The sequence below is a fragment of the Rhodococcus sp. P4_E4 genome, assembly GCF_056401575.1.
This window is the reverse complement of record NZ_JBFUJB010000005.1, coordinates 1-22814: the sequence shown is the minus strand read 5'-3', so window position 1 is coordinate 22814 and position 22814 is coordinate 1. Positions and strand designations below refer to the sequence as shown.

19 protein-coding genes are annotated in these 22814 nt (G+C 61.9%); 10 read left to right on the top strand and 9 right to left on the bottom strand.

Features of this window, described 5'->3' with window-relative positions; translation table 11 throughout:
• The first annotated feature begins 6 nt into the window (after positions 1-6).
• Together lpdA and AC1DVN_RS07450 are read left to right on the top strand one after the other, a co-directional pair.
• Positions 7-1416, top strand: coding sequence for a dihydrolipoyl dehydrogenase (lpdA, locus tag AC1DVN_RS07455; RefSeq protein ID WP_195849627.1), 1410 nt, complete (start codon positions 7-9; stop codon positions 1414-1416).
• Positions 1417-1440: 24 nt separating this feature from the next.
• A complete protein-coding gene (locus AC1DVN_RS07450; protein ID WP_477993658.1) occupies positions 1441-2547 on the top strand; it encodes a Glu/Leu/Phe/Val dehydrogenase family protein in 1107 nt (368 codons plus the stop codon).
• On the opposite strand, the gene AC1DVN_RS07445 is transcribed toward AC1DVN_RS07450, so the two are convergent.
• From AC1DVN_RS07445 to AC1DVN_RS07430, 4 genes are all read right to left on the bottom strand, one after another.
• The gene (locus tag AC1DVN_RS07445) at positions 2476-3384 is read right to left on the bottom strand and encodes a TIGR04222 domain-containing membrane protein (protein WP_029256788.1); all 909 of its coding nucleotides are present in this window, start codon (positions 3382-3384) and stop codon (positions 2476-2478) included. The genes AC1DVN_RS07450 and AC1DVN_RS07445 overlap by 72 nt on opposite strands.
• Positions 3381-4367 (bottom strand): TIGR04222 domain-containing membrane protein, encoded by a 987-nt coding sequence (locus AC1DVN_RS07440; protein WP_400821655.1) that lies wholly within the window; start codon positions 4365-4367, stop codon positions 3381-3383. The genes AC1DVN_RS07445 and AC1DVN_RS07440 overlap by 4 nt, the downstream gene beginning before the upstream one ends.
• Positions 4301-5080: a TIGR04222 domain-containing membrane protein gene (locus AC1DVN_RS07435; protein WP_020909823.1), complete on the bottom strand. Its 780-nt coding sequence runs from the start codon at positions 5078-5080 to the stop codon at positions 4301-4303. Before AC1DVN_RS07435 ends, AC1DVN_RS07440 begins: the two co-directional genes overlap by 67 nt.
• 139 nt (positions 5081-5219) lie before the next feature.
• On the bottom strand, positions 5220-5897 hold the full coding sequence (locus AC1DVN_RS07430; protein ID WP_029256785.1) for an SDR family oxidoreductase: 678 nt from the start codon (positions 5895-5897) through the stop codon (positions 5220-5222).
• 77 nt (positions 5898-5974) lie between these two features.
• Here AC1DVN_RS07430 and AC1DVN_RS07425 point away from each other — a divergent pair, with 77 nt between their 5' ends.
• The 4 genes from AC1DVN_RS07425 (at position 5975) to AC1DVN_RS07410 (ending at position 10193) form a co-directional block, all read left to right on the top strand.
• Positions 5975-6901, top strand: coding sequence for a metal ABC transporter substrate-binding protein (locus tag AC1DVN_RS07425; RefSeq protein WP_020971445.1), 927 nt, complete (start codon positions 5975-5977; stop codon positions 6899-6901).
• Positions 6898-7629 (top strand): metal ABC transporter ATP-binding protein, encoded by a 732-nt coding sequence (locus tag AC1DVN_RS07420; protein WP_336503992.1) that lies wholly within the window; start codon positions 6898-6900, stop codon positions 7627-7629. Before AC1DVN_RS07425 ends, AC1DVN_RS07420 begins: the two co-directional genes overlap by 4 nt.
• 3 nt (positions 7630-7632) lie before the next feature.
• Positions 7633-8511, top strand: a complete 879-nt coding sequence (locus AC1DVN_RS07415) for a metal ABC transporter permease (RefSeq protein WP_020909820.1) — start codon at positions 7633-7635, stop codon at positions 8509-8511.
• A 149-nt stretch (positions 8512-8660) separates the two neighbouring features.
• Positions 8661-10193 carry a GGDEF domain-containing protein gene (locus tag AC1DVN_RS07410; protein ID WP_477993657.1) on the top strand — a complete coding sequence of 511 codons (1533 nt, stop codon included), beginning with the start codon at positions 8661-8663 and terminating at the stop codon, positions 10191-10193.
• Here AC1DVN_RS07410 and AC1DVN_RS07405 read toward each other — a convergent pair.
• Entirely contained in the window at positions 10190-10942 is a 753-nt protein-coding gene (locus AC1DVN_RS07405; RefSeq protein WP_477993656.1) for a cyclase family protein, read from the bottom strand. The genes AC1DVN_RS07410 and AC1DVN_RS07405 overlap by 4 nt on opposite strands.
• 131 nt (positions 10943-11073) lie before the next feature.
• Entirely contained in the window at positions 11074-11484 is a 411-nt protein-coding gene (locus AC1DVN_RS07400) for a TIGR03668 family PPOX class F420-dependent oxidoreductase (protein WP_031330968.1), read from the bottom strand.
• A gap of 60 nt (positions 11485-11544) precedes the next feature.
• On the opposite strand from AC1DVN_RS07400, the gene AC1DVN_RS07395 reads away from it, so the two are divergent.
• Positions 11545-12546 (top strand): PHP domain-containing protein, encoded by a 1002-nt coding sequence (locus AC1DVN_RS07395; protein ID WP_019746152.1) that lies wholly within the window; start codon positions 11545-11547, stop codon positions 12544-12546.
• A gap of 49 nt (positions 12547-12595) precedes the next feature.
• Here AC1DVN_RS07395 and AC1DVN_RS07390 read toward each other — a convergent pair whose 3' ends face one another.
• The 3 genes from AC1DVN_RS07390 to AC1DVN_RS07380 all read right to left on the bottom strand — a co-directional run bounded on the left by AC1DVN_RS07390 (position 12596) and on the right by AC1DVN_RS07380 (position 15775).
• Positions 12596-13972: an HNH endonuclease signature motif containing protein gene (locus AC1DVN_RS07390; RefSeq protein WP_477993655.1), complete on the bottom strand. Its 1377-nt coding sequence runs from the start codon at positions 13970-13972 to the stop codon at positions 12596-12598.
• Positions 13973-14092: 120 nt separating this feature from the next.
• Entirely contained in the window at positions 14093-15004 is a 912-nt protein-coding gene (locus tag AC1DVN_RS07385) for a cation efflux transmembrane domain-containing protein (protein WP_477993654.1), read from the bottom strand.
• A gap of 72 nt (positions 15005-15076) precedes the next feature.
• Positions 15077-15775: a haloacid dehalogenase type II gene (locus AC1DVN_RS07380; protein WP_069146768.1), complete on the bottom strand. Its 699-nt coding sequence runs from the start codon at positions 15773-15775 to the stop codon at positions 15077-15079.
• A 110-nt stretch (positions 15776-15885) separates the two neighbouring features.
• On the opposite strand from AC1DVN_RS07380, the gene ggh reads away from it, so the two are divergent.
• From ggh to AC1DVN_RS07365, 3 genes are all read left to right on the top strand, one after another.
• On the top strand, positions 15886-17223 hold the full coding sequence (gene ggh / locus AC1DVN_RS07375; protein WP_019746148.1) for a glucosylglycerate hydrolase: 1338 nt from the start codon (positions 15886-15888) through the stop codon (positions 17221-17223).
• Between the two features lie 107 nt (positions 17224-17330).
• Positions 17331-18026 (top strand): glycoside hydrolase family 25 protein, encoded by a 696-nt coding sequence (locus AC1DVN_RS07370; RefSeq protein WP_370334015.1) that lies wholly within the window; start codon positions 17331-17333, stop codon positions 18024-18026.
• 979 nt (positions 18027-19005) lie between these two features.
• Positions 19006-22814, top strand: a 3809-nt coding sequence (locus AC1DVN_RS07365) for a DUF7927 domain-containing protein (protein ID WP_477993653.1), incomplete at its 3' end; no start/stop codon positions are given.

Sequence of the window (22814 nt, the reverse complement as noted above, 5' to 3'; positions counted from 1 at the left end):
CCTCTGATGACCAAGCCTCCGATGACCAAGGCTCCGATGACAACTGCAGAACAGCACATTGATGTCGTGATCCTCGGTGGAGGATCGGGCGGCTATGCCTGCGCCATCCGCGCCGCCCAACTCGGATTGTCGGTCACGCTGATCGAGGCGGACAAGGTCGGCGGAACGTGCCTGCACCGCGGATGCATCCCGACCAAGGCGCTGCTGCATTCCGCCGAGGTCGCCGACTCGGCACGCACCAGTGAGCAATTCGGAGTCCGGGCATCTTTTGACGGCATCGACATCGCGCAGGTGCACGACTACAAAAACGGGACAGTCGAGCGGCTGTACAGCGGTCTGCAAGGTTTGTTGGCGCAACACAAGATCACTATCGTCAACGGATACGGAACGTACGTCGGTGGGCGAAGCATCGACGTCGACGGAACCCGCTATACCGGAACATCACTCGTACTGGCCACCGGATCGTATCCGCGGGAACTGCCCGGCATCGAACTCGGCCGCCGGATCCTCACCAGTGACCAGGCGCTCGAACTCGACCGGGTGCCCACCAGCGCGACAGTGCTCGGTGGCGGTGTCATCGGCGTCGAGTTCGCGAGCCTCTGGCGCTCGTTCGGCGCCGAAGTCACGATCGTCGAGGCACTCCCGCGACTGATCGCCGCGGAGGACCCGTGGTCGTCGAAGCAGCTGGAGCGGGCTTACCGGAAACGCGGAATCGTCTGTAAGACAGACACAAAGATCGTTTCCGCGAAAGAAGCAGCCGATTCGGTCCGCGTCGAACTAGGCGACGGAACGATATCCGATACCGAACTACTGTTGGTCGCCGTCGGCCGCGGACCCCGCACGGGCGGTAACGGTTTCGAAGAAAACGGAATCAGCCTCGACAAGGGTTTTGTCGTTACCGACGAACGCCTCCGTACGTCCGTGGACGGTGTGTACGCGGTCGGCGACATCGTGCCCGGTCTTGCGTTGGCGCACCGAGGTTTCCAACAAGGGATCTTTGTGGCTGAACAGATCGCCGGGAAGGATCCGATACCGGTCGCCGAACACTTGATTCCTCGCGTGACGTACTCACATCCCGAAGTTGCATCAGTCGGACTCGGCGAAGAGGCGGCGCGCAAGCAGTACGGTGACGTCTCCACCGTCGTCTACGACCTGTCGGGTAACGGCAAGAGTCAGATCCTGCGAACCACCGGGGGAATCAAAGTGATTCGCAGCGGAACCAGAGGTCCCGTCGTCGGCGTCCACCTGGTAGGCGACCGGGTTGGTGAACTGATCGGTGAGGCGCAGTTGGCCGTCGCCTGGGAAGCACTTCCCGATGAAGTGGGGCGTTTCATCCACGCGCACCCCAGCCAGAACGAGGCGTTGGGCGAGGCCATGCTCGCACTCGCGGGAACACCACTGCACGCGCACCGCTGAACCATGACCAGAAGAGGATCTGCAATGAGCATCGACGACGAACTGCGCTGGGACGGTGAACTGACCGTCACCCGACATGATCGGGAGACCGGCACGACCTTTGTGATCCGAATCGACTCCACCCGTCTGGGACCGGCGTCGGGTGGCACGCGGGCGGCGCATTATCCCTCGATCGGTCACGCGCTGGCGGACGCCGGGAAGCTGGCCGGCGCAATGACTTTGAAGATGGCGGTCTCCGACCTGCCGATGGGTGGCGGGAAGTCGGTGATAGCACTGCCCGCACCGCGCAATCGGATCGACTCGGCGACTTGGTCTCGTATCCTCGACATTCACGCGGAGAACATCGACACGCTCGAGGGAAACTACTGGACCGGTCCTGACGTCAACACCAACTCTTCCGACATGGATCAGCTCAGTCGCACCACCAAGTACGTCTTCGGGCGTTCGGTCGACAACGGTGGCGCCGGTTCCAGCGCGCACGCCACGGCTCTGGGCGTGTTCGAAGCGATGAAGGCCACGGCGCGTCGTCGTGGACTCGGAACGCTCGACGGCCGAAAGGTGCTGGTTCAGGGGCTCGGCGCCGTCGGCGGGGATGTTGTGCGTCTCGCAGCGCAGGCTGGGGCACGCCTGCTTGTTGCCGATACGGACCCGCAGCGCCTCGAGGCGGCTTCTCTTGCGGGGCACACGATCGTTCCTGCGGACGAGGTACTTCGAACGTCGTGTGACCTCTTTGCTCCCTGTGCGATGGGAGGCATCATCGATTCCGCTGCTGCTGCGTCGATTCCGACTCTGGCCGTGGCGGGCGCAGCAAACAACATCTTGACCGATGCCGCTGCGGGCGAGGTTCTGCGAAGCCGCGGGGTTCTCTGTGCCCCTGATTTCGTGGCGAACGCAGGCGGAGCCTTTCACCTCGTGGGGCGAGAAGTCCTGGGGTGGAACGAAGACGACGTCGTCGAACGAACCCGAGGGATCGGTCGAACTCTGGACGAGGTGTATTCGTTGAGCGAGGAACGTGGCATCACTACCGAGGCCGCAGCGCTTCTGCTCGCCCGGACGCGGCTATCCCCCGCATCCACCACCGCCGCCGCCACATCCGCCACCCCCGCTGCAGCTGCCGCCTCCCCCGTCTGAACCGCCACCGTCCGAACCCCCGCTACTTCCGCTGCCGTCGGCACCGATTCCGGCGGCGGAGGCCAAGGCGGGATTGATCATCAGCATCGCCGAACCGGCGAAGAGAGCGGCGGACATCCCCGCCAAGCGTGGGCCGTAGGCAGAGAAGGCAGGCTTGTTGCGCGGGGACAGGTAGGCGTGTGCCGTGGTCAGTTCCGAACGTGCCGCACTGCCCGAGGTGGTGCGATCGAAGTTGAGCCCGAGCAGCGGGATGCTGAACCCGGTGACGAGTACGGCGAGAATCAGAAACTCGACGGGCTTGTCGTTGTGCAGTCCGAAAGCAACGCGGACGATACCCACGGCCACCAGGATCTTCAACGGAACTGTGGAGAGAAAGATTGAACGCCTGGTGCTGTCGGAGGTCAGGTATCCCCGGTCCGCCAAAGAGTTTCGTAGGCGAGCTGTTTCCACCGTCATGCGCTCGGCGAGTTGCCGCCGACGATGGGGTAGGGCCTGCTGGGCCAGGCGCTGGTACACGGTGAGGGTGTACCAGTCCAGGGTCTCGTCGCCAGGCCCCAACGGGCGCAGGACAGCGCCGTCGGTGGTGATCAGATCAGCGCTACGCAGGATTGCCAACGATGCTGCGATGGCGCGTGACTCGTCTGTCAGCATGCCGACTTCCGGAGGGGTCAGTTGCTCGGCGGAATACCCGTGCCCGGCGGAATACCTGCACCGGCGTGCCCGGATCATCAGACGCCACCCCAGAGTGAGAACCATGAGCGTGGCCGAAACGGCTATGTAGCCGTAGAGGAAATCCTCGCTGGGGATCCCCCACGTGTCGGCTGCATGCGTGCTCATCCCCCACACCCCCCGCCGCCGCAACTGCTACCGCTGCCGCCACCGCCGTCCGAGCCGGATGATCCGGATGAGGAGCCACAACTGTAGTAGCTCGAACCCCCGCCGCCCGGGCTGTACGCGGCGCCCGCAGCCACTGCTCCCGCCAGCGCGGGATCGATCAGAACCAGAGCTCCCGAACCGAAGAGCGCCGCCGAGAGTCCGGCGAGCGAGGGACCGTAGCTCGAGTACGCGGGCCGCAGTTTCGGTGAGAGGTACGAGTTTTCGTGCTTGAGGCGTCGAAGCTCGCTGTCGCCCAAAGCTGTCCGACGACGCTTGATGCGGAGAAGTGGAATCATCAGCGCGAGAACGATGATGGTGAGGAGCAGAAACCCGACCGGCTTACCGCCGGCGATGCCGGCGACGAGACGGACTACGCCGAGACCAATTACCGCCAGGATCGGAACGGTCCGAAAGGCAGCAGTCAGCCCGTCCTGCGGGCGTTGCAAGTATCCCTCGTCGATCAGCGTCGTACGTAGTTGTGCGAGTGCGACGTTCAGCCGTCCCATCAGACGCACCTGCCGCAGCGGGACCTTTCCGTTGCCGAGTCGCTTGTGCACGGTACGGGTGAACCAGTCGAGACGACTCTTGTCCTCCGCAGTGAGTGCCAGCTTGGTCTTGCCTTCGGTGCTGATCAGCTCGGCGCTACGCAGAATAGCCATCGACGCCAGCACAGCTTGGTAGTCACTGGTCAAGGCACCGATCTCGGGAGGAGTGAGCGGCCGACGGACCGAGTCGACGACCACCGGTGACCGGCGCGCAGTCATTCGGCTGTACAGCGAGAGTCCGATCGCGACGGCAGCCGCCACCAGGTACCACTGAAGGAAAGTCTGGCTGGGGATCCCCCACGTGTCGGCTGAGTAGTAGTTGTTCACCGCACTCACCCCCCACAGCTCACGGTGCTCGAGAAGGTCGAGCAACTGGACGGTGAAGATCCGCCGCCGCATCCGGGTGCCCAACCGCCGTCGCGGCCCGGACCGAAGAGTGCCGCGGCAATACCCGCCGACGTCGCCCCGTAGGTAGCAAACGACGGTTGGAAATTCGGTGTGAGGTAGGAGTATTCGTCCTTCAAGCGACTCAATTCGACCTGGCCGAAACGAGTGCGTCGGCTCAGGCGGAGAAGGGTTACGACAATCAGGGCGAGGCAGACGACCACGAGCGGAAGGTATCCCACCGGGTTCTCGTTCACGACAGTGAATCCGGTCCTGATCGTGCCGACCACGGCGACGACAACGACCGGTACCACGGACAATCGCGTCAAAGTGTGTTCACGATTGCCGTTCAGGTAGCCGGCCTGCACCAGGTCGCTACGAAGCTCCAACAGGGGCAGCGGAAGTGTCGGCACGAGCCGGGAGGGCACGGCAGTTCCACCGGCGTCGTCGATCCGCTGGCGGACGATGCGGGTGAAGCGGTCATGCTGACCCTGGCCGGCAGAATATGCAGCACTCTCGAGTTCTGCCACGGCAGCGCGTACCGCACGCTCGTCGCTGGTCAGTACACCCATCTCCGGTGGTGTGAGTGTGCGCAATGCAGGTGTGGGCTTGCGCATGGCGACGCCTCTGATCACAAGTGCGATCACCACCGCTCCGGTGGCAGCGGCGACGTACCACCCGAGGAAAGCCTCGGTGGAAATTCCCCACGTATTCGTATGATCATGCATCGCACACCACCTCTCGATGAACTCCTGAGAACCAGTCCAGTCTCTTTGTCCGACAACTGATGTCAGTATCGGGCCAGTACCGGGAAAAGCGATATCCGGGTGGCCATCGTCATCATTCCGTTACCGGCGAACTGGGGATTTACCGGCCGGTAGGTCGAAGCACGATCTCCGTGGGGTGTGCGTCGGACGGTGTTTCGACGGCAGTGAGTACGGCACGCGCCACAGTGGAGGCCTTCAGGAAGCGCTCCGGGTCGTACTCGTCGCCCTCGCCGGCGACGATGTTGCGCTGCATATCGGTGTCGATCCGTCCGGGGTGAATGGAGGTGACCCGCAAGGACGGCTCTTCCAGGCGCAGTGCGTCTCCGAAAGCGCGCAGGGCGAACTTGCTGGCCGCGTACGAGCCCCAGCCGGCGTTGGCGCGCAGTCCGGCACCCGAATTGATCAGTACGACGTGGCCACCGGCTGCCCTGAGGGCAGGAAGGAGGGCACGAGTGAGTTCGGCGACGGCGATGACGTTTGCCTCGAGGGTGCGTCGCCACTGATCGACCGAGGATTCCTCGATGGTTCCGATGTCGGCCACGCCGGCGTTGTGTACCAGCACGTCGAGCGTCGTGATGGACGAGGCGGCGACCGCGACGGCGTCGTAGTCCGTGAGGTCGAGGGGTAGGGGCGTCGATCCGGGTAGTTCCGCGCAGATCGGTTCGAGGGCCTGCGCGGATCGTGCACCGAGCAGCAGGTCGTGTGTCGGCGCCAGTTCGCGTGCGATGGCAGCTCCGAGGCCGCGACTGGAACCGGTGATCAAGGCAGTAGGACGCATGGTCCGAGCCTATCGAGTGTGAATTGTTTGGCTATACGAACTTGTGTATTTGTTTACCCACATATTAGAGTTCGACCATGACGACTCGCGACGCGAAGAACTTCCGCCGCCTGGGAATTGCCGCCCTCGCCGCCCTGCTTCTCTCCAGCTGTTCTGCGGTGAATTCCGGCTCCGACGACGACCGCCCGGTGGTGCTCACCACGTTCACCGTGCTGTCGGACATCGCCCAGAACGTTGCCGGCGATCACCTTCGCGTCGAGTCGATCACCAAGGCGGGGGCGGAAATTCACGGCTACGAGCCGACGCCCGGAGACATTCGGCGGGCGAGCGAAGCCGATCTGATCCTCGACAACGGCATGAACCTCGAGGCGTGGTTCGCGAAATTCGTCAACGGTCTGGACGTGCCACACGTCGTGGTCAGCGACGGCGTCGAAGGCATTCCGATCGCCGGTGACGCGTATGCGGGCAAGCCCAATCCGCATGCATGGATGTCTCCGTTGAATACGCAGATTTACGTCGACAACATGGTGACTGCTTTCAGTGACCTCGACCCGGACAACGCCTCGGCATTTGCGGGGAACGGCGCGAAGTACAAGGCGGAACTGCAAGCAGTTCAGGACGGCCTGGTCAGTGGGCTGGCGGTATTGCCCGCAGGTCAGCGCGCACTCGTCAGTTGCGAGGGTGCGTTCTCCTATCTGGCCAGGGACGCGGGACTCAGCGAGGCCTACATCTGGCCGGTCAATGCCGAGCAGCAGGCGACGCCGCAGCAGATCATCGCCGCGATCGACTTCGTCCGGGCCAATTCCGTTCCCGCCGTCTTCTGTGAGTCGACGGTCTCGGATGCCCCCATGCAGCAGGTTGTCGGGGCGACCGGTGCGAAATTCGGAGGGACGCTGTACGTCGACTCGCTGTCCGAAGCCGACGGTCCCGTGCCCACCTACCTGGACATGATTCGCCACGACACCGACGTCATCCTCGGCGGTCTGACCGGCGGTAAATCATGAACGAAGCCATTCGCGTCGAAAACGTCAGCGTTCACTACGGCGAGGTCCACGCACTGGACCATGTCGATCTGACGTTGAATTCCGGAAGCGTCTGCGGACTGATCGGTATGAACGGTTCAGGAAAGTCGACCCTGTTCAAGGTGATCATGGGAATGATCAAGCCGGACAACGGTTCTGTGAGAATCGCCGGTCTCGACGCAGCCGCTGCGCGCAAGAGCGGGCGCGTCGGATACGTGCCGCAGAGTGAAGACGTCGACTGGACCTTCCCGATCAGTGTCCGTGACGTCGTGATGATGGGTAGGTACGGCCACCTCGGGTTCTTGCGACGTCCGCGGCGTGCAGATCGCGAGGCGGTGGCAGAGGCCCTCGAGCGGGTAGAGCTCACCGAATTTGCGGATCGTCAGATCGGTCAGCTCTCGGGTGGTCAGAAGAAGCGCGCCTTCGTCGCACGCGGTATCGCACAGAACGCGTCGATACTGTTGCTGGACGAGCCTTTTGCCGGCGTCGACAAGCGTTCCGAGGCAACGATTTCGACGCTGCTACGAGAGTTGGCTTCCGACGGCCGATCGATCTTGGTCTCGACACATGACCTCCACGCGGTGCCGAAACTGTGCGACGAGGCGGTACTGCTCATGCGCAAGGTTCTGGTGCACTCCGACCCGGACACCGTGCTTCAACCGGAAAACCTCGCCCTGGCTTTCGGTCTCGACGTGATGGACAGGACCTGATCGATGAACCTCGTAGAACTGCTACTTGATCCTCTCCAGTACGGATTCATGGTGCGCGCGTTGGCCGTTGCGGTTGTGGCGGCGGTTGTCTGCGCGGTGCTCAGTTGTTGGTTGGTGCTCATCGGGTGGTCACTGATGGGTGATGCAGTGTCGCACGCTGTCCTGCCCGGTGTTGTCCTCGCCTACGTCGTCGGCGCTCCATTTGCCATTGGGGCCTTGATCTTCGGGCTGATCGCCGTCGCACTGATCGGACTGATCCGTAACACCAGCCGCGTCAAGGAAGACGCCGCGATCGGTATCGTCTTCACGACTCTCTTTGCGTTCGGTTTGGTTCTCATCTCGGTGACCCCCAGCCAGACCGATCTCAACCACATCATTTTCGGCAACCTGCTGGGGGTGAGCTCGTCCGATCTTCTGCAGGTCGCGATACTCGGCGCGTTGGCGTTGAGCATTCTGTTGATCAAGCGTCGCGATCTGACGTTGTTTGCCTTCGACCCGATCCATGCCAACGCGATAGGTCTTTCGCCTAAGCGTCTCGGAGCGCTGCTACTCGGCGTCCTCGCACTCACGTCCGTTGTGGCGCTGCAAGCTGTCGGAGTCGTGCTGGTGGTGGCGATGCTGATCATCCCCGGCGCGACGGCCTACCTTCTCACTGACAAGTTCTCGCGGATGCTGGTGATAGCTCCGGTGGTTTCCGCGATCTGCGCGATTACGGGTATCTACGTCAGCTACTACCTCGACACAGCTTCCGGGGGCATGGTTGTGATGACGCAGGGCATCGTATTCGCCCTGGTGTACCTGTTCAGCCCGTCGCAGGGGGTCATCGCGAAATGGACTTCGCAGCGGCGTAGGACCCGAGCGGAATACAGCGCCGTGGCTTGACGGGCGGTCTTGATCGTTCGTCCAGTTAACAATCCGCTACCAAATCGGGTAGGTTCGTACGGGCATTCGTCACCACAAACATTCCGGCCGCAACGATGCCGGCTGCTAGACAATCGGTGGTGACGCCTTGAACACCGATGGGCCCTTCGATGACGCAGTTCCGAGCACGACGCACGTGGCTGGTTCTCGGCGTCGTTGTTGCGGTCATCGTCCTCGCCGGATCCGGGCTGCTCAGCCCACGAACCGCGGTTCTGGTGGACGATGTCGCACAGCTCGTCGGCGGCGCCACTGCGACTGCGGTCTGTTGGTGGACGTCGCGGCGCCATCACGGAGTCGAGCGTCGTTGGCGAACTCTGATGGCTCTCGGTATGGCCGGCTGGACCCTCGGAATGTTCTTCTGGGCGTTTTACCGCTCAGTTCTCCACGTACCACTTCCGTCGCCGTCGATCGCGGACATCGGTTTCTTCATGTTCCCGGTGTTTGCCGTACCGGCGCTTCTGTCGCTGGTACGTGAGTCTCCCCGGCGTGAGGCGATCGGCCCGATCCATCTCTGGCTCGTGCTGACGCTCGACGGTCTTGTCGTTGTCGGTGGATCGTTCATCCTCACGTGGACGACCGCCCTGGGCGCCGTCGTTCACACCGGTCCGACGGGATCTCTCGGGTTTCTTGTCGCGGTGATGTATCCGATCACCGACTTCGTTCTGATCGCGATGGTCTTGCTGATGGTCATCGGGCCGAAGGCCGTTGCCGAGATCCGCGAACCGCTGACGTTCCTCGGGTGCGGGTTGGTGATGCTCTCCCTTTCGGACAGTTTGTACGCGTACTTGGTGGCGATCGGCGCCGAGAGTATGCCGACCATCGCCGATGCCGGGTTCATCGCGGGGCCGCCGTTGATCGCCTTGGCGGCGCTGACGAAGCGAACCGAGCCTCGGAACCGCGACGCGCCACAGCAGTGGCGAAGTGATCGGACTCAGTTGCTGCTGCCGTATCTGTTGATCGCGGTGATCGCGACGATCGTGACTGTTCAGGCACTGATCGTCGGCAACCTCGATGCCGTGGTCGTGATACTCGGCGTCGGCGTGCTGGTTCTCGCGCTGGTGCGCCAGATACTCACGCTCCTCGAGAACGACGCGCTCCTCCAACAGATCTCCGCTGCGCAGGACGAGCTCCGGTACCGAGCGCATCACGACCCACTCACCGAGCTCGCCAACCGGGCCGCGTTCGACGAACACTTCGCGAGCGCCATCGAGAACTACCGCCTCACGAACTCCGATTGGGTGCTGATGCTTGTCGATCTGGACGACTTCAAACAGGTCAACGATCGTTACGGGCACCCGGCTGGTGACCGGTTGCTGGTTGCCCTCACGGCGCGTCTGCGCGAAGCGGTTCCCGAGAGTGCATTTGTCGCTCGATTCGGCGGCGACGAATTCACGGTACTTCTGCAGGGCCCGATCGACGACGCCGTCGTCGTAGCCCGCCGGATCGTCGACGCGCTCAGTTCTGATCAGACTGCAGACACATCGGTGTCGGTGGGTGCGAGCGTTGGTGTCGCGCAGTTCGAGTTAGCCGACGAGCCGCTGAGTGCACACGCTCTTCTCCGCCGAGCCGATGCGGCGATGTACGAGGCGAAGAGAAGCGGAAAGGGCGCTGTTGTCGTCTACTGCGATCGCCGCGAAGACTAGCGCCGTAAGAGTGCGAAGATCGTTGCCGGTGAACCCGATCCGGCCTTGTTGATCGCGCCACCGACAAGGATGCTCGCCCCGGTGGTTGGCAGGGCGGCAAGATTGTTCAAGTTCTCCAGGCTGATTCGATGCTTGTCGTACAGGAGTGTCGAGACGGGGTAGGTCTCGTCGTTTCCGAGGTCGGGACCGAAGGTGTCGGTTCCCAATGCTCCGCGGGTGCCCAAGCGTCCGGTGTCTATCAGCCACTGCGCCGCGTCCACCGAGAATCCGGGTTGGTGGGTGACACCCTCGGCATCGGCATTGGCATATTCTTCGCTACCCCAGCGCGATTCCCAACCGGTCCAGAGAACCACGGCCGCTCCATCGGGGATCCTGCCGTTGCGCCTTTCCCACTCCTGAAGGTCCGAGACCGTGAGCGCATAGTCCGAATCGGCGGCAGCCTTGTCCCGGATGTCGATCTTCACTGCGGGAAGGAAGAGGTCGGCCGGATCGAGTTGGTCGGCTGTGAGTCCACCTTCCTGAAAGTGCGCGGGTGCGCCCCAATGTGTGCCCGTGTGTTCACCCTCCTTGACGTACTGGAGGTAGTAGCCGTCGTCTGCGATGGTTGCCGCTGTGTCGAGAGTGAACGCGGGATCGCCGGGAAAAATCGGCGTGGTCGCGGGGTCGTTCACGTGGGAGAGCGAAACGACTTGCAACAGCTCATCCAACGGGGTTGTTGCGTCTTGGCTGCTTCCGGAACTGCTACCCATGTCGATCACCTGAGGCCCCGCTACCAGCGCCAGGCCTGTGGCTGCGCTCTGAAGTAACTGTCGTCGTTTCATCGATCCCCCGCCAATTTGCCCGAATTGAGAGTGTTGCAATCACTTTCGCTCCTTGAACACTAGGCTGCTGCGGACCATGACGACCACTCCACATCGCGGACGGCTATCACCTGTCCGTGCGGTCGGTGATCTACGTACTGCGGATACTTTGCGGCCAAAGCGTCGATTGCGCTCTCGGACTCCTTGGTGCCGGGGCCGAGGACCTCCGCGCGTCCGTCGACGCGGACCCACCAGAGTGCGGACCAGTTGTCGTCGTAATGATCGACGAGCAGGCTCGCACGCCCCGTCTCGGTGATGTTCCGGAGCCTGCGAAGTGCGGTGGTGGTCTTCGGTTTGTGGTCGACGCAGGAATAGACGGTGTCGCCGACCAAAACGAATACCAGCGGCACGATGTGCGGAACGCCGGCCGCATCTGCCGTTGCCAGGTGAGCCACCCGCGCGGCTTCGAATCGTGCTCTCGGGTCGTCCATATTCACAGCGTAAGGGGATCAAGGCTTGCCGCGAGCCGCTGCTGACGGAACAGTGGTCTCATGGAACCGGATGAAGCGCTTCGGGAGATCGCCTACTGGCTCGAACGATCACGCGCTGAAACGCACCGCGTCAAGGCCTATCGCCGAGCTGCGGAGGTCTTTGCTGGATTGTCCGACGAGCAGAAGGAGTCTCGCCGGAAGGCCGACAGTTGGAAGGCTCTCACCGGCATCGGGCCCAAGACGGCAATGATCATCGCCCAGTCGTACGACGGCGTCCCCGAGTATCTCGAGGAACTGCGGGGGCAGGCGGAGCCCATCGGCGACGGCCCATTGCGCCAAGCGCTGCGCGGCGATCTCCACACACACTCCGACTGGTCCGACGGCGGAAGCCCCATCGAAGAGATGATGCGACGCGCAGCAGCACTCGGCCACGACTACTGCGCCCTCACCGATCATTCGCCTCGCCTCACTGTTGCCAACGGGCTGTCCGCGGAGCGCCTACGTTCGCAACTCGACGTGATAGCCGGGTTGAATGCCGAACTGGCTCCCTTCCGCATCCTCACGGGAATCGAGGTGGACATCCTCGAAGACGGTTCACTCGACCAAGATCCCGATCTACTCGACGAACTCGACATCGTGGTGGCGAGCGTGCACTCGAAGCTGCGGTCCGAACGCGAGGCGATGACCCGCAGAATGCTTGCTGCAGTGCGAAATCCGCGTGTCGATATTCTCGGGCATTGCACCGGGCGTCTTGTCGAGGGTGCTCGCGGAACCCGGCCCGAGTCGCAGTTCGACGCGGAGAAAGTGTTCGAGGCCTGCCGAGAATCAGGGACCGCCGTCGAGATCAACTCCCGACCGGAGCGTCGTGACCCGCCTTCGCGTTTGATCGAGTTGGCCCGCGATCTCGATTGTCTTTTCTCCATCGATACCGACGCCCATGCCCCCGGTCAGCTGGCTTGGCAGGGCTACGGCTGTGACCGGGCCGAAAAGTGCGGTGTCGAAGCGGATCGGGTGATCAATACGTGGACCGCCGAAAATCTTCTGGAGTGGGCGGGCAATTGAGAGCACGCCGGAATGGGTCACCGAGGCGTTTGCTCGGTGACCTCCGGGTTCAGATCCGCGTGGTGGAGCGGCGGGGTTTCTGGTCGGGGTCGATGCCTGGCGGGGGGATGAACCAGGGCAGGTGATCAGCGCCTACCTGGATTTCCCATTGTCCGGTGAATCCGGGTTTTCGGTGCATCAGGGTGTGGTGGGTTCGGCAGAGCAGGACCAGGTTGTCCATGATGGTTGGTCCTCCTTTGGCCCAGTGTTTGATGTGGTGGGCGTCGGTCCAGGCGGGGACGCAGTCGCAGCCGGGGAAGGCGCATCCTTTGTCGCGGGCGATCAGTGCGGTTCGTTGTGCCGCGGTGACAAGCCTTTTGAGTGGGGTGACGTCGAGTGGGGCACCGTTTTCGTCGAGGAGGACGGCGCCGAGCATGCAGTCGCAGGCGATCATGCGGGTGCGGCCGACGCTCAGTGGTCCCATCCAGGGCATGTGGCCGACATCGAGATCTTGTTTGTCGAGATCCGGCATGCCAAGGTCCAGGGTGTCGAGGTCGTCACGGTCGGACGGGTCGGTAGTCGTGGTGCGGCCTGTTGAGTCGCCTGCGGTGGAGGCGCATTCACGGTGGTAGGCCAGGTCTTTGGCGTTGATGTGCACGTTCAGGTGCGGGCGTTGGCCGCCGTCGATACCGGTGGCAGCGTTGTCGAGGTAGCGCCGGATGAGTTCTGCCATGGCGTCTGCGTTGCGTGTGGCGGCGGGTCGTTTGTCGGGTGTGCCGTCCTTGGCGGGGGTGGGCATGGAAAGGCTGGAGAGGGCGGAGAGAAGCATCTCGCCGGTCACTCCGTCGAAATCGCCTCGGACAGAGACTCTTCCGTTGAGGGTTGGGGAGATGCGCAGTTCGTTGCGGTCGGTGTCTTCGCTTGGTGGTATGTCGTCGGATTCGAACATGTGCTCGAGGACGCTGATGGCGTAGCGCAGTTTGACGGTGGTTGCTTCGGTTCCGGATGCTGCGGCGAGGAGTGTGTCGCGGCAGTACGGTAGCGCGGCGTCGGGCATTGTTTTGGGTGGGGATTCGCAGAACGCCACGATCAGTGCTGCGTGCTCGAAAGTGAGTTCGCCGGAGTCGAATTGGTCTTCGATCTCGGGGAATGACCGTAGGGCTTTGCCTAGGGTTGCGATTCTTCTGCCGGTGGAGATTTGCAGCATGGTGTGGTTCGCGAGCCATTGTCCGGTGCCGCGGTAGCAGAGTACTTGTTCGTCCGGGTTCAACGTCAGGGTGTCGACGGCGGCCACTCGAATGGCTTCCAGGCGAAGGATTTCCGCTGACGCGGTGATGGCGATCTCGCGGACGTCGCTGGGGTGCAGCCGCCACAATCGTCCGCGCACACCCACAGCGGAGCTGTTGACCACGGCAGTGACAGCGTCGTCGATGGTGTCGATCGTCATGAGAACCCCCCGTTCCACCTTCCATCATACTCGAACATACTTTCGAGTCAAGGGTTTTTTGGGGGAAGGTGAGGCTGAGCCTGCCGTCGCGATTCTATTGTTCGAGAGGAGATTCCGCCTCTAGAGCATCAGCGCCGGATCTGTGGTCAGTTCGATGTTGAGCCACGGTTCGTAGGGGAGATCGGCGAGGCTGGTGGCGAACGAGCGTCGTACTGCGTCTTCACCGTCGATGTCCCAGCTGTGTGGCGCGACCATGAACGTCGCTTCGATATACAGCTTGCGACCCACCTTGCTCATGGTGAGAGTCGGTTCGTCCAAACCGAATTCGTCGCGGACGGCGGTGATGGCTTCGCGCACGCGGGCCTGAACGATTTCGCCGGGAGCACCTTCGAGGAGTTCGATCAGTGCGGTTCGCAGAAGTGCGTACGGCTGCGGGACCAACATCGCGCAGCCGAGGAGGACCAAGACGGAGTCGACATATCGGTCGGCGTCGGAGAAATCGGTGCGGCCCAGGATCATTGCGACGACAGCACCGACTGCGACCAGCGCACTGAAGGCAGCCGACGCTCCCCATTGCCTGGCTTCGGCGACGAGCAGATCAGATGTGCGGTCGACTTGTCCGACATAGCGCCAGATGATGATCGACACCACTGCGCTGACAGCGCCGTATGCCACCAGCGATCCCGCGGTGACGTCGGCCCCGCCCGCGAGGATGACACGAACTGCCTCGACTGCGGCGTAGGCGAGCGTCGCCAGTAGCGCCATGCCCTGGACCGCGATGACTACCGGGATCAATGCCTCCTTACCGAAGGGGAAGCGTGCGGTGGGGCCCGAGTCGGCTATCCGCGAGACCCGCAGCGACAGCGCCGTCAACACCATTCCGATGAGGGCGTACACACCGTCGAGCAGGATCACCTGGGACTGCGAGATCCAGCCCCAGAATGCGGCGAGCACAGCCAACGCCGTTGCGACCACGAGGGAGTACCGCAGGGCCTTGCGTTCGCGGGTAGCGCTGTCTTCCTTGGTGCCCATGAAATCCAAACCGCCTGTCCGTTTCGATATTCCTTCACGTAGGAATACCAGCAACGACGCGCAGGCACGGCATCAGTGGACCAATTGCGCTGCCAGATCGAGAAAGTCCTCGGCGTTGATGTCGAACTCGTCGGAGAATGACACATCGGGATTGCCCCTGGCTCCGAATTCGAGTGGTCGGGCTATGAAGGCTGTGCGGAACCCGAGAGCTTTGGCCGCCCGGATGTCATATTTGTGGCTGGCAACCATCATGATCTCGGCCGGGTCGAACCCGAGGTATCGAGCAGCCAGGTGGTAGATCTTCGGATCTGGTTTGAAGACACCGGCCATTTCGGCGGTGAAGACGGCATGCCATGGCAGATTTCCGTGCCGGGAGATGCTGACTGCGGCATTCACATCGGCGTTGGACAAGGCAGCGATTGTGTACTGCTGGCGCAGGGTTGTCAGGCCTGCGACGGTGTCCGGCCACGGGTCCAGGAATTTCCAGGCGGTGGTGAGTTCTTCCTGTTCGGCATCGGAAAGTTCGATGCTCTCGCGGGCCAACAGCTTGCGCAGAGCCTCGCGGTACACCGAATGTACTGTCACCCATTCGCCTGTGGAGTCGTCGGCCTCGGAGGTGTTCGCGAAGTACTCAGCGCGCCAGAGATTGACGAATCTTGGCCAGTCGACGTCGGCGTCGGTGATCCGACGGGCCTCTCGGCACAGGGTGCTGTGAAAATCGGTCGCTGTGCCCTGGACGTCGAACAGCAGTGCTTTGATCTTCTCGCGCACAAGCCCTCCACTTCGAGATCGCCTGACGGTGTTGCCACATTATCGCGGTTACGGCGCCCGATTAGTGCTCGATGAGCGCAAAGGCGCCGCGCGTCGCAAAATAGACATCTATGGCCGACCGCGGATTTACCCCGACTCAGCTCGCCGCCCGAGCTGCCTACCTGCTGCGCGGAAACGACCTGGGCACGATGACCAGCGCTGCCCCGAAGCTGTATCCCCACATGTGGAGCTGGGACGCCGCGTTCGTCGCGGTAGGTTTGGCGCCGCTCAGCGTCGAACGGGCGGTAGTAGAGCTCGATACCTTGCTCTCGGCTCAGTGGAAGAACGGAATGATTCCGCACATCGTGTTCGCGAACGGTGTCGACGGCTACTTCCCCGGCCCGACGCGGTGGGATGTCAATGCGTTGGCAGCGCATGCTCCTTTGGGTACAGCTACATCGGGAATCACCCAACCCCCCGTTCACGCGATTGCGGTGCAGCGGATTCTCGATCATTCGCGTCGGCACGGACGTACGACGCGTGCGGTCGCGGAAGAGTTCCTCGACCGGCGCTGGAGCGATCTGGTTCGGTGGCACCGCTGGTTGGCGGAGGCCCGCGATCTCGACGGCAACGGCCGCATCGCGCTCTATCACGGGTGGGAATCGGGGATGGACAATTCTCCGCGATGGGATCTGGCGTACGCGAATGTTGTTGCGGGACAAGTGCCTGCGTATCAGCGCGCTGATCTCGCTGTGGTGACCGACTTGTCTCAGCGACCAACGGATCACGAATACGACCGCTACCTTTGGCTTCTCGAAGAGATGAAGGCCGTGAGGTACGAGGATTCTCAACTCGCCACTGCCATGAGTTTTGCCGTGGAGGACGTGTTTGTCAGTGCGGTTTTCTCGATGGCATGTGACGTTTTGGCAACTATCGGTGAGGAGCATTCGCGACCAAACTCCGACGTCCGTGATCTGCGCGGTTGGGCAGATCGATTCCGGCAGGGCGTAATTGCCACCACCGATGAACGATCGGGTGCAGCAAAGGATTTCGATCTTCGCACCGGACGATGGGTTCATACCGAGACCATCGCGATGTTTGCGCCGTTGCTGTGTGGCGGCCTGAGCCGCGATGCCGAGCGCGCTCTGTTGCGCACTTTCGAGGGGCCCAAATTCTGTGGCCACCCGGACATGCGATTTGCCGTCCCACCGTCGACGTCTCCGGTTTCCGGCGATTTCCGTCCTCGGGAGTATTGGCGCGGCCCAGTGTGGCCGGTGATCACGTGGTTGTTCTCGTGGGCGTTCGCGCGTCGGGGGTGGGCCGAGCGATCGCACGTCTTGCGTTCGGAGGGGTTGCGGCAGGCCAGTGACGGCAGTTTTGCCGAGTACTACGAGCCTTTCACCGGTGAGCCGCTGGGCAGTATGCAACAGTCGTGGACCGCGGCGGCCGTTCTCGATTGGCTCGGTTGAGTGAACATTCCCTGAATTAGCGGACAAAACGGACTAGTCGACCTTACTCTCGGGAAATGGTCGAGCGACGGATCGTCAGGGCACTGGGCAAGCTCACCCCGATCGCGATGGCAGCTGCCATCGCGATCACGGCACCTGGCCTCGCCGCTGCCGACGCTCCCCGCGGCCCGGACGTCTCGTCGTGGCAGCACGTGGACGGAACCGGAATCGACTGGTTCCAGGTCAAGGCGTCAGGGCACGAGTTCGCGATGGTCAAGGCCACCGAGTCGCTCAACTACGTCAATCCGTACTTCATCCAGGATTGCCTGGTCATGCGGGCTGCCGGCGTCTCGCGCGGGGCCTACCACTACGCAGATGTTCGCCAGTCCCCCGAAGCCCAGGCCGCCTTCTATTCGGCGATCGTCCTGGGTATCAACGGACCTGGTGACCTCCCGCCCGTTCTGGATCTAGAGGACGCGAAGGGACTGCCCGCCGGTCAGGTCATCGACTGGACTCATCGCTACCTGAATACAGTCCAGGCACTTACCGGGCGGCAGCCAATCATTTACACGTACCCCAACTTCTGGCGTACCCAGATGGCCAACACCACCGAGTTCAACCACTACCCGCTGTGGATCGCCGATTACAACGGGCAGAACGCACCGGGCCCGCTGCCCGGTGGTTGGTCCAACTGGACCTTCTGGCAGTACACCAGCACCGGACGCATCCCCGGGATCACCGGAAATACCGATATCAACGTTTACAGCGGGGCGCAGGGCGATTTCGATCGCTACGCCAACAGTGTGGGGTTCGGCAGCAGCTAGTTTGCGGCGGGGGCCCTTGGCTCCGTGGTGCCCGGTTCGGGCCCTATCGCCCTCGATGCATTTGCCTCGAGGCACGCGGAAGGGCCCTTTTTGGCACTCTTGTGACGCTTGGCTGGTTAGTCCGGTTGTTGCTCGTCAGTTACGAGAATTCTGCCGAGTGGTAGCCACGGTCGCTGAACTTTCGACTAGCTGAGCAGGATCAGAAAATAGCTATGGCAGAAAATGAGCAGGACTGCTCCAACCGAAAAGCTACAAAACGGACTTGAAGTTGGGTCTGGATCGAAGGCGCCGACCCAGTTTCGGTCGAAGATGGCGCCTCGCAATCCAATTATCGGAGCGCCGGAGTGCTTCGTTACCGGCAGCCGTCGCCGGGTGTGGTCTGGATCAATTCGACAAATTTCTACGTGCTTGCCCGGGCGATTGGACTCCATTCAGTACGGAGTTTCCGTTCATGGTTCGAGGGGCTGTGGCGCATCCAACAGGCCTTATCCATATTGGGCATTTGTCCAGATTCCTGGTCGCCTCGAAGTTGGTCGTCACCCGATCTGGTTAGCGGAAACGCTGAATGCCATCGCGTCCGGCGCAGTGCCGTGCGCCGAGGGCTGAATTGTCCGCTTGAACAACGCTGCTCCTCGAAGCTTGTCCGATCTACGAACAAAAACGTCGATCGGTCTGCTTTGTCTGACTTTCGATGGGCAAGCTCCCGGTTATCTGTTATCTTGAACCAGATAACTGGAAGGTTGCTCTCGATTTGCACGGATTTCGAGGGCCAAGGTCCTGTTCAGGGCGGCTCTTCCAACACGCAGGTGTTTCCGAAGAGGAGCTCGAATGACAGGACCGGCAACAGCGTCCGGTGTGAGGTCGATCAGCCGAAAACAGGCGGATCGACCCGAACCAACCGATCAATCGGGAGTTCGCGCCAGCGCTCTCGCATCTCCGTCCACCGAACATCGATCAGGCACATCCTGGGGAGTAAGAAATGCCTAACGACATACCGCCGACAAGGTCGGCCTTATTCACCGCAGGGTTCCCGCCCTGGGTGCGAGCGTGGACGGTGGTGTGGACCGCCATCGCGTTGATTCTCGGCCTCTCCGGCGCGACGGCAGTAGTTGCATCAGCGCAGCCGGCCGCGACGCTCGGCGGTCCCGTTCAGGCTCAGACGCCGGCTCGTGCTGCTGTCCTGCCGGACGAACAGCCCGCAAAGGGCTGTGCCTTCAGCGCCCCTAACACCGGCCCTTTCTCGCAGAACATCTGTTGGATCGACATGTCTGCGCTCAACGAAGCCGCGGCCACATCCGCGGCCGGGCAGTCGATGGAAATCCAGCTCACCGAGGGCTACAAGATCAACTTCAAGGCTTTCCTCACCAACTCGGTTGCCGGAAAGAATCACCAGGGAATCGAAACGGATGATCTTCCCACCTTGCACTACGCAGCTCTTGGGACTTCCGTGTATACGGGTGTGCCGTCGACGATCAAGCCGGCGATCTATCAGAAGTCATCCGAGAATGGACAGTCTGGCGGAACGGTGTCGCTGAAGAACATCGTGATGACCGGTCCGAATGGCCCGATTTACAACTACGGCCTCGTGGCTGCTGACGCCGAGTCGACTGACGCCAACACGTCGACTGACAAAGAGTTCCTGACCTTCAATTCTGACAAGCCTCTCCGCCAGATCGCACGCACGGTTGGTGCGGATGCGCCTGGATACCCCGGAATTCGGGCTTGTGACGGTGGGCTGACGGCTATGCCCGCCACCACCGTCCGATGTGATTCTTGGAACCTGGTCAACAACCAGGAGTATTCGCCGGGCACTTTGGTTGTTGCATCGACCGCTCCAACCAACTTCGCGGCGACGTTCGGTAATACCGTTCTGGCCACCTCTCGTCAGGGTCTGGCTTTCGGTGTCCTGCTCTCGAAGGTCAAGATCGACAAGGACCTCACGCGCGTCACCCCCGGTGACGATTTCACTATCGGCATGAGCACCGGCCACCACGCAAACGCGGGTGCTGCTGCAGCGACCGAGATCAAGAGCACCACGACCGGCGCTACAGATACGACGGCATCGACTGGCTGGCGTACGCTCCTCGCAGATACGACACCTACTCCTGTCACGTTCTGGGAGAAGCCAACTACCTCGGCGACCAAGACCGCGAACTATGCGACGTCATGGGATTGCCAGGTAAACGGTGTGACCCAGGCGCTCAGGGTCGGGGACGTTGCGCAGGCAGCACTCACGCCGGGCGACAACGTGTACTGCAAGGTCAAGAACACTCCGGTTCTCGTGAAGAAGTCGTCGTCACCACCTACCGGTGAGACGGTCAATATCGGCCAAACAATCACCTACACTCTGAATTTCGAGAATCCCGGCACTGCGCCGGCAACGATCGACTACACGGACTTCCTCGCCGACGTCATTGATGACGGAACGGTTGCGGTCGGTGCTGCTACAGGCGGACTCACCGCTGCATTGAATGGCACCGACAAGATCAAAGTCGGGGGCACATTGCCAGCCGGCGGCAAAGGGACTGTCACCTACACCGTCACGGTCAAAGACGGTGGCAACAAAGTCCTGAACAACTACCTCGTTCCGGGGACAACAACTCCTCCCACAACATGCGATCCTGCAACCAATCTCTGCACGACGCATCCCATGCCCGGGTTCACGGTCGCGAAGACCGCTGTGCCCGCGACAGGTTCGACGGTTCAGGCCGGCGATACCATTACGTACACGGTCACCGGTGCTAACACCGGCAAGACGGCCCTAACTCCCGCGACGATCAAAGACGATCTGAGTGCGGTTCTCAACAATGCTGCTGTCGTTCCGGGCTCGCTGAAGGCGACCGTCGACGGTGCTGCTGTCGCTGCTCCGACCCTGTCGGGCAGCATTTTGTCGTGGTCCGCCAATCTCCAGGCTGGTAAGTCTGTTGTTCTGACCTACCAGGTGAAGGTCAATGCCGGCGTTGCCGCGGGCACGGTTCTGAACAACAAGGTCACCGGTACTGCGAAGCCACCCACCGGTCCGGACATCACTCCTCCTACGGTGGAGACGAATCACTCGGTTCCCGGCTTCAAACTGGAGAAGACTGCTGATCCGATTTCCGGTTCGACGGTTCAGGCCGGCGAGTCGATCAAGTACACCGTCACCGGAACCAACACCGGTAAGACGAAGCTCGATCCGGTAAAGATCAACGATGATCTGGGTGCGGTTCTCAATAACGCCGCTGTCGTTCCCGGTTCGCTGAAGGCGACCGTCGACGGTGCTCCTGCCGCTGATCCGACTCTGTCGGGCACCACCCTTTCGTGGACTGGTTTTCTCGAAGCCGGTAAGTCCGTCGTTCTCACCTATGAGGTGAAGGTCAACGACGGCGTTGCCGCGGGCACAGTCTTGAACAACAAGGTCACCGGTACTGCGAAGCCGCCGACCGGTCCGGAGATCACTCCTCCTTCTGTGGAGACGAATCACTTGGTTCCGGGGTTCACGGTCGCGAAGACTGCGGATCCGGTGTCGGGTACCAATGTTGCTGCTGGTCAGACGATCACGTACACGGTGACGGGTGCCAATACGGGTAAGACGACTCTTGATCCGGTGGTGTTGACCGATGATCTGTCGAAGGTTCTCGACAATGCGGCGTTGGTGGACGGTTCGCTCAAGGCAACTGTCGACGGTGTCGACGCGACTGCGCCGACCCTCGAGGGTACGACGTTGAGTTGGACGGGTGCACTCGAGGCGGGTAAGTCGGTTGTTCTGACCTATGAGGTGAAGGTCAACGACGGCGTTGCCGCGGGCACAGTCTTGAACAACAAGGTCACCGGTACTGCGAAGCCGCCGACCGGTCCGGAGATCACTCCTCCGCCGGTGACGACCGAGCACCCGGTGGTGTCTCCGAAGATCGCTGTGGTGAAGTCCTCTGATCCGGTGTCGGGTTCGAATGTTGTTGCCGGTCAGGACATCAAGTACACGCTCACGTTCACGAACACCGGTAACGGTGCGGGTGAGGTCGCGTACTTCGACGATCTGCGTCAGGTTGTGGACAAGGGTGCATTGAGTGGTTTGACTGCTGATGCTCCGTTGGCTGCGACGATGGTCGGCACGGATGGTTTCTCGGTGACGGGGACCTTGGCGGCCGGCGAAACGAAGACGGTGACGTATTCGGTGAAGGTCAATGCCGATGTGGTCGGTGGGGTGTTCGTGAACAACTTCGTTGTTCCGGGTACGACTCCTCCGGTTGATCCTCCGGAGGTGTGTGATCCGGCGACTCAGCTGTGCACGACGCATCCGGTGGTCTCTCCGAAGATCGCTGTGGTGAAGTCCTCTGATCCGGTGTCGGGTTCGAATGTTGTTGCCGGTCAGGACATCAAGTACACGCTCACGTTCACGAACACCGGTAACGGTGCGGGTGAGGTCGCGCACTTCGATGATCTGCGTGGTCTGCTCGACGATGCTGATCTGGTTGCGGGCAGCTTGAGTGCTGATGCTCCGTTGACTGCTGCGATGGTCGGCACGGATGGTTTCTCGGTGACGGGAACCCTGGCGGCCGGCGAGAGCAAGACGGTGACGTACACCGTCACGGTCAAGGCTGATGCCGATCGCGTTGCGGCGAATGCCGACAACACGGTGCTCAACTTCGTTGTTCCGGGGACGACTCCTCCGGTTGATCCTCCGGAGGTGTGTGATCCGGCGACTCAGCTGTGCACGACGCATCCGGTTCAGGTTCCGGGGTTCACGGTCGCGAAGACTGCGGATCCGGTCTCGGGTACCAATGTTGCTGCTGGTCAGACGATCACGTA

Excerpts from the sequence above, each read along its gene's own strand:
- lpdA (WP_195849627.1), top strand. The coding sequence starts at position 7 with ATGACCAAGCCTCCGATGACCAAGGCTCCGATGACAACTGCAGAACAG.
- AC1DVN_RS07450 (WP_477993658.1), top strand. The coding sequence starts at position 1,441 with ATGAGCATCGACGACGAACTGCGCTGGGACGGTGAACTGACCGTCACC.
- AC1DVN_RS07445 (WP_029256788.1), bottom strand. The coding sequence starts at position 3,384 with ATGAGCACGCATGCAGCCGACACGTGGGGGATCCCCAGCGAGGATTTC.
- AC1DVN_RS07440 (WP_400821655.1), bottom strand. The coding sequence starts at position 4,367 with ATGCGGCGGCGGATCTTCACCGTCCAGTTGCTCGACCTTCTCGAGCAC.
- AC1DVN_RS07435 (WP_020909823.1), bottom strand. The coding sequence starts at position 5,080 with ATGCATGATCATACGAATACGTGGGGAATTTCCACCGAGGCTTTCCTC.
- AC1DVN_RS07430 (WP_029256785.1), bottom strand. The coding sequence starts at position 5,897 with ATGCGTCCTACTGCCTTGATCACCGGTTCCAGTCGCGGCCTCGGAGCT.
- AC1DVN_RS07425 (WP_020971445.1), top strand. The coding sequence starts at position 5,975 with ATGACGACTCGCGACGCGAAGAACTTCCGCCGCCTGGGAATTGCCGCC.
- AC1DVN_RS07420 (WP_336503992.1), top strand. The coding sequence starts at position 6,898 with ATGAACGAAGCCATTCGCGTCGAAAACGTCAGCGTTCACTACGGCGAG.
- AC1DVN_RS07415 (WP_020909820.1), top strand. The coding sequence starts at position 7,633 with ATGAACCTCGTAGAACTGCTACTTGATCCTCTCCAGTACGGATTCATG.
- AC1DVN_RS07410 (WP_477993657.1), top strand. The coding sequence starts at position 8,661 with ATGACGCAGTTCCGAGCACGACGCACGTGGCTGGTTCTCGGCGTCGTT.
- AC1DVN_RS07405 (WP_477993656.1), bottom strand. The coding sequence starts at position 10,942 with ATGGGTAGCAGTTCCGGAAGCAGCCAAGACGCAACAACCCCGTTGGAT.
- AC1DVN_RS07400 (WP_031330968.1), bottom strand. The coding sequence starts at position 11,484 with ATGGACGACCCGAGAGCACGATTCGAAGCCGCGCGGGTGGCTCACCTG.
- AC1DVN_RS07395 (WP_019746152.1), top strand. The coding sequence starts at position 11,545 with ATGGAACCGGATGAAGCGCTTCGGGAGATCGCCTACTGGCTCGAACGA.
- AC1DVN_RS07390 (WP_477993655.1), bottom strand. The coding sequence starts at position 13,972 with ATGACGATCGACACCATCGACGACGCTGTCACTGCCGTGGTCAACAGC.
- AC1DVN_RS07385 (WP_477993654.1), bottom strand. The coding sequence starts at position 15,004 with ATGGGCACCAAGGAAGACAGCGCTACCCGCGAACGCAAGGCCCTGCGG.
- ggh (WP_019746148.1), top strand. The coding sequence starts at position 15,886 with ATGGCCGACCGCGGATTTACCCCGACTCAGCTCGCCGCCCGAGCTGCC.
- AC1DVN_RS07370 (WP_370334015.1), top strand. The coding sequence starts at position 17,331 with ATGGCAGCTGCCATCGCGATCACGGCACCTGGCCTCGCCGCTGCCGAC.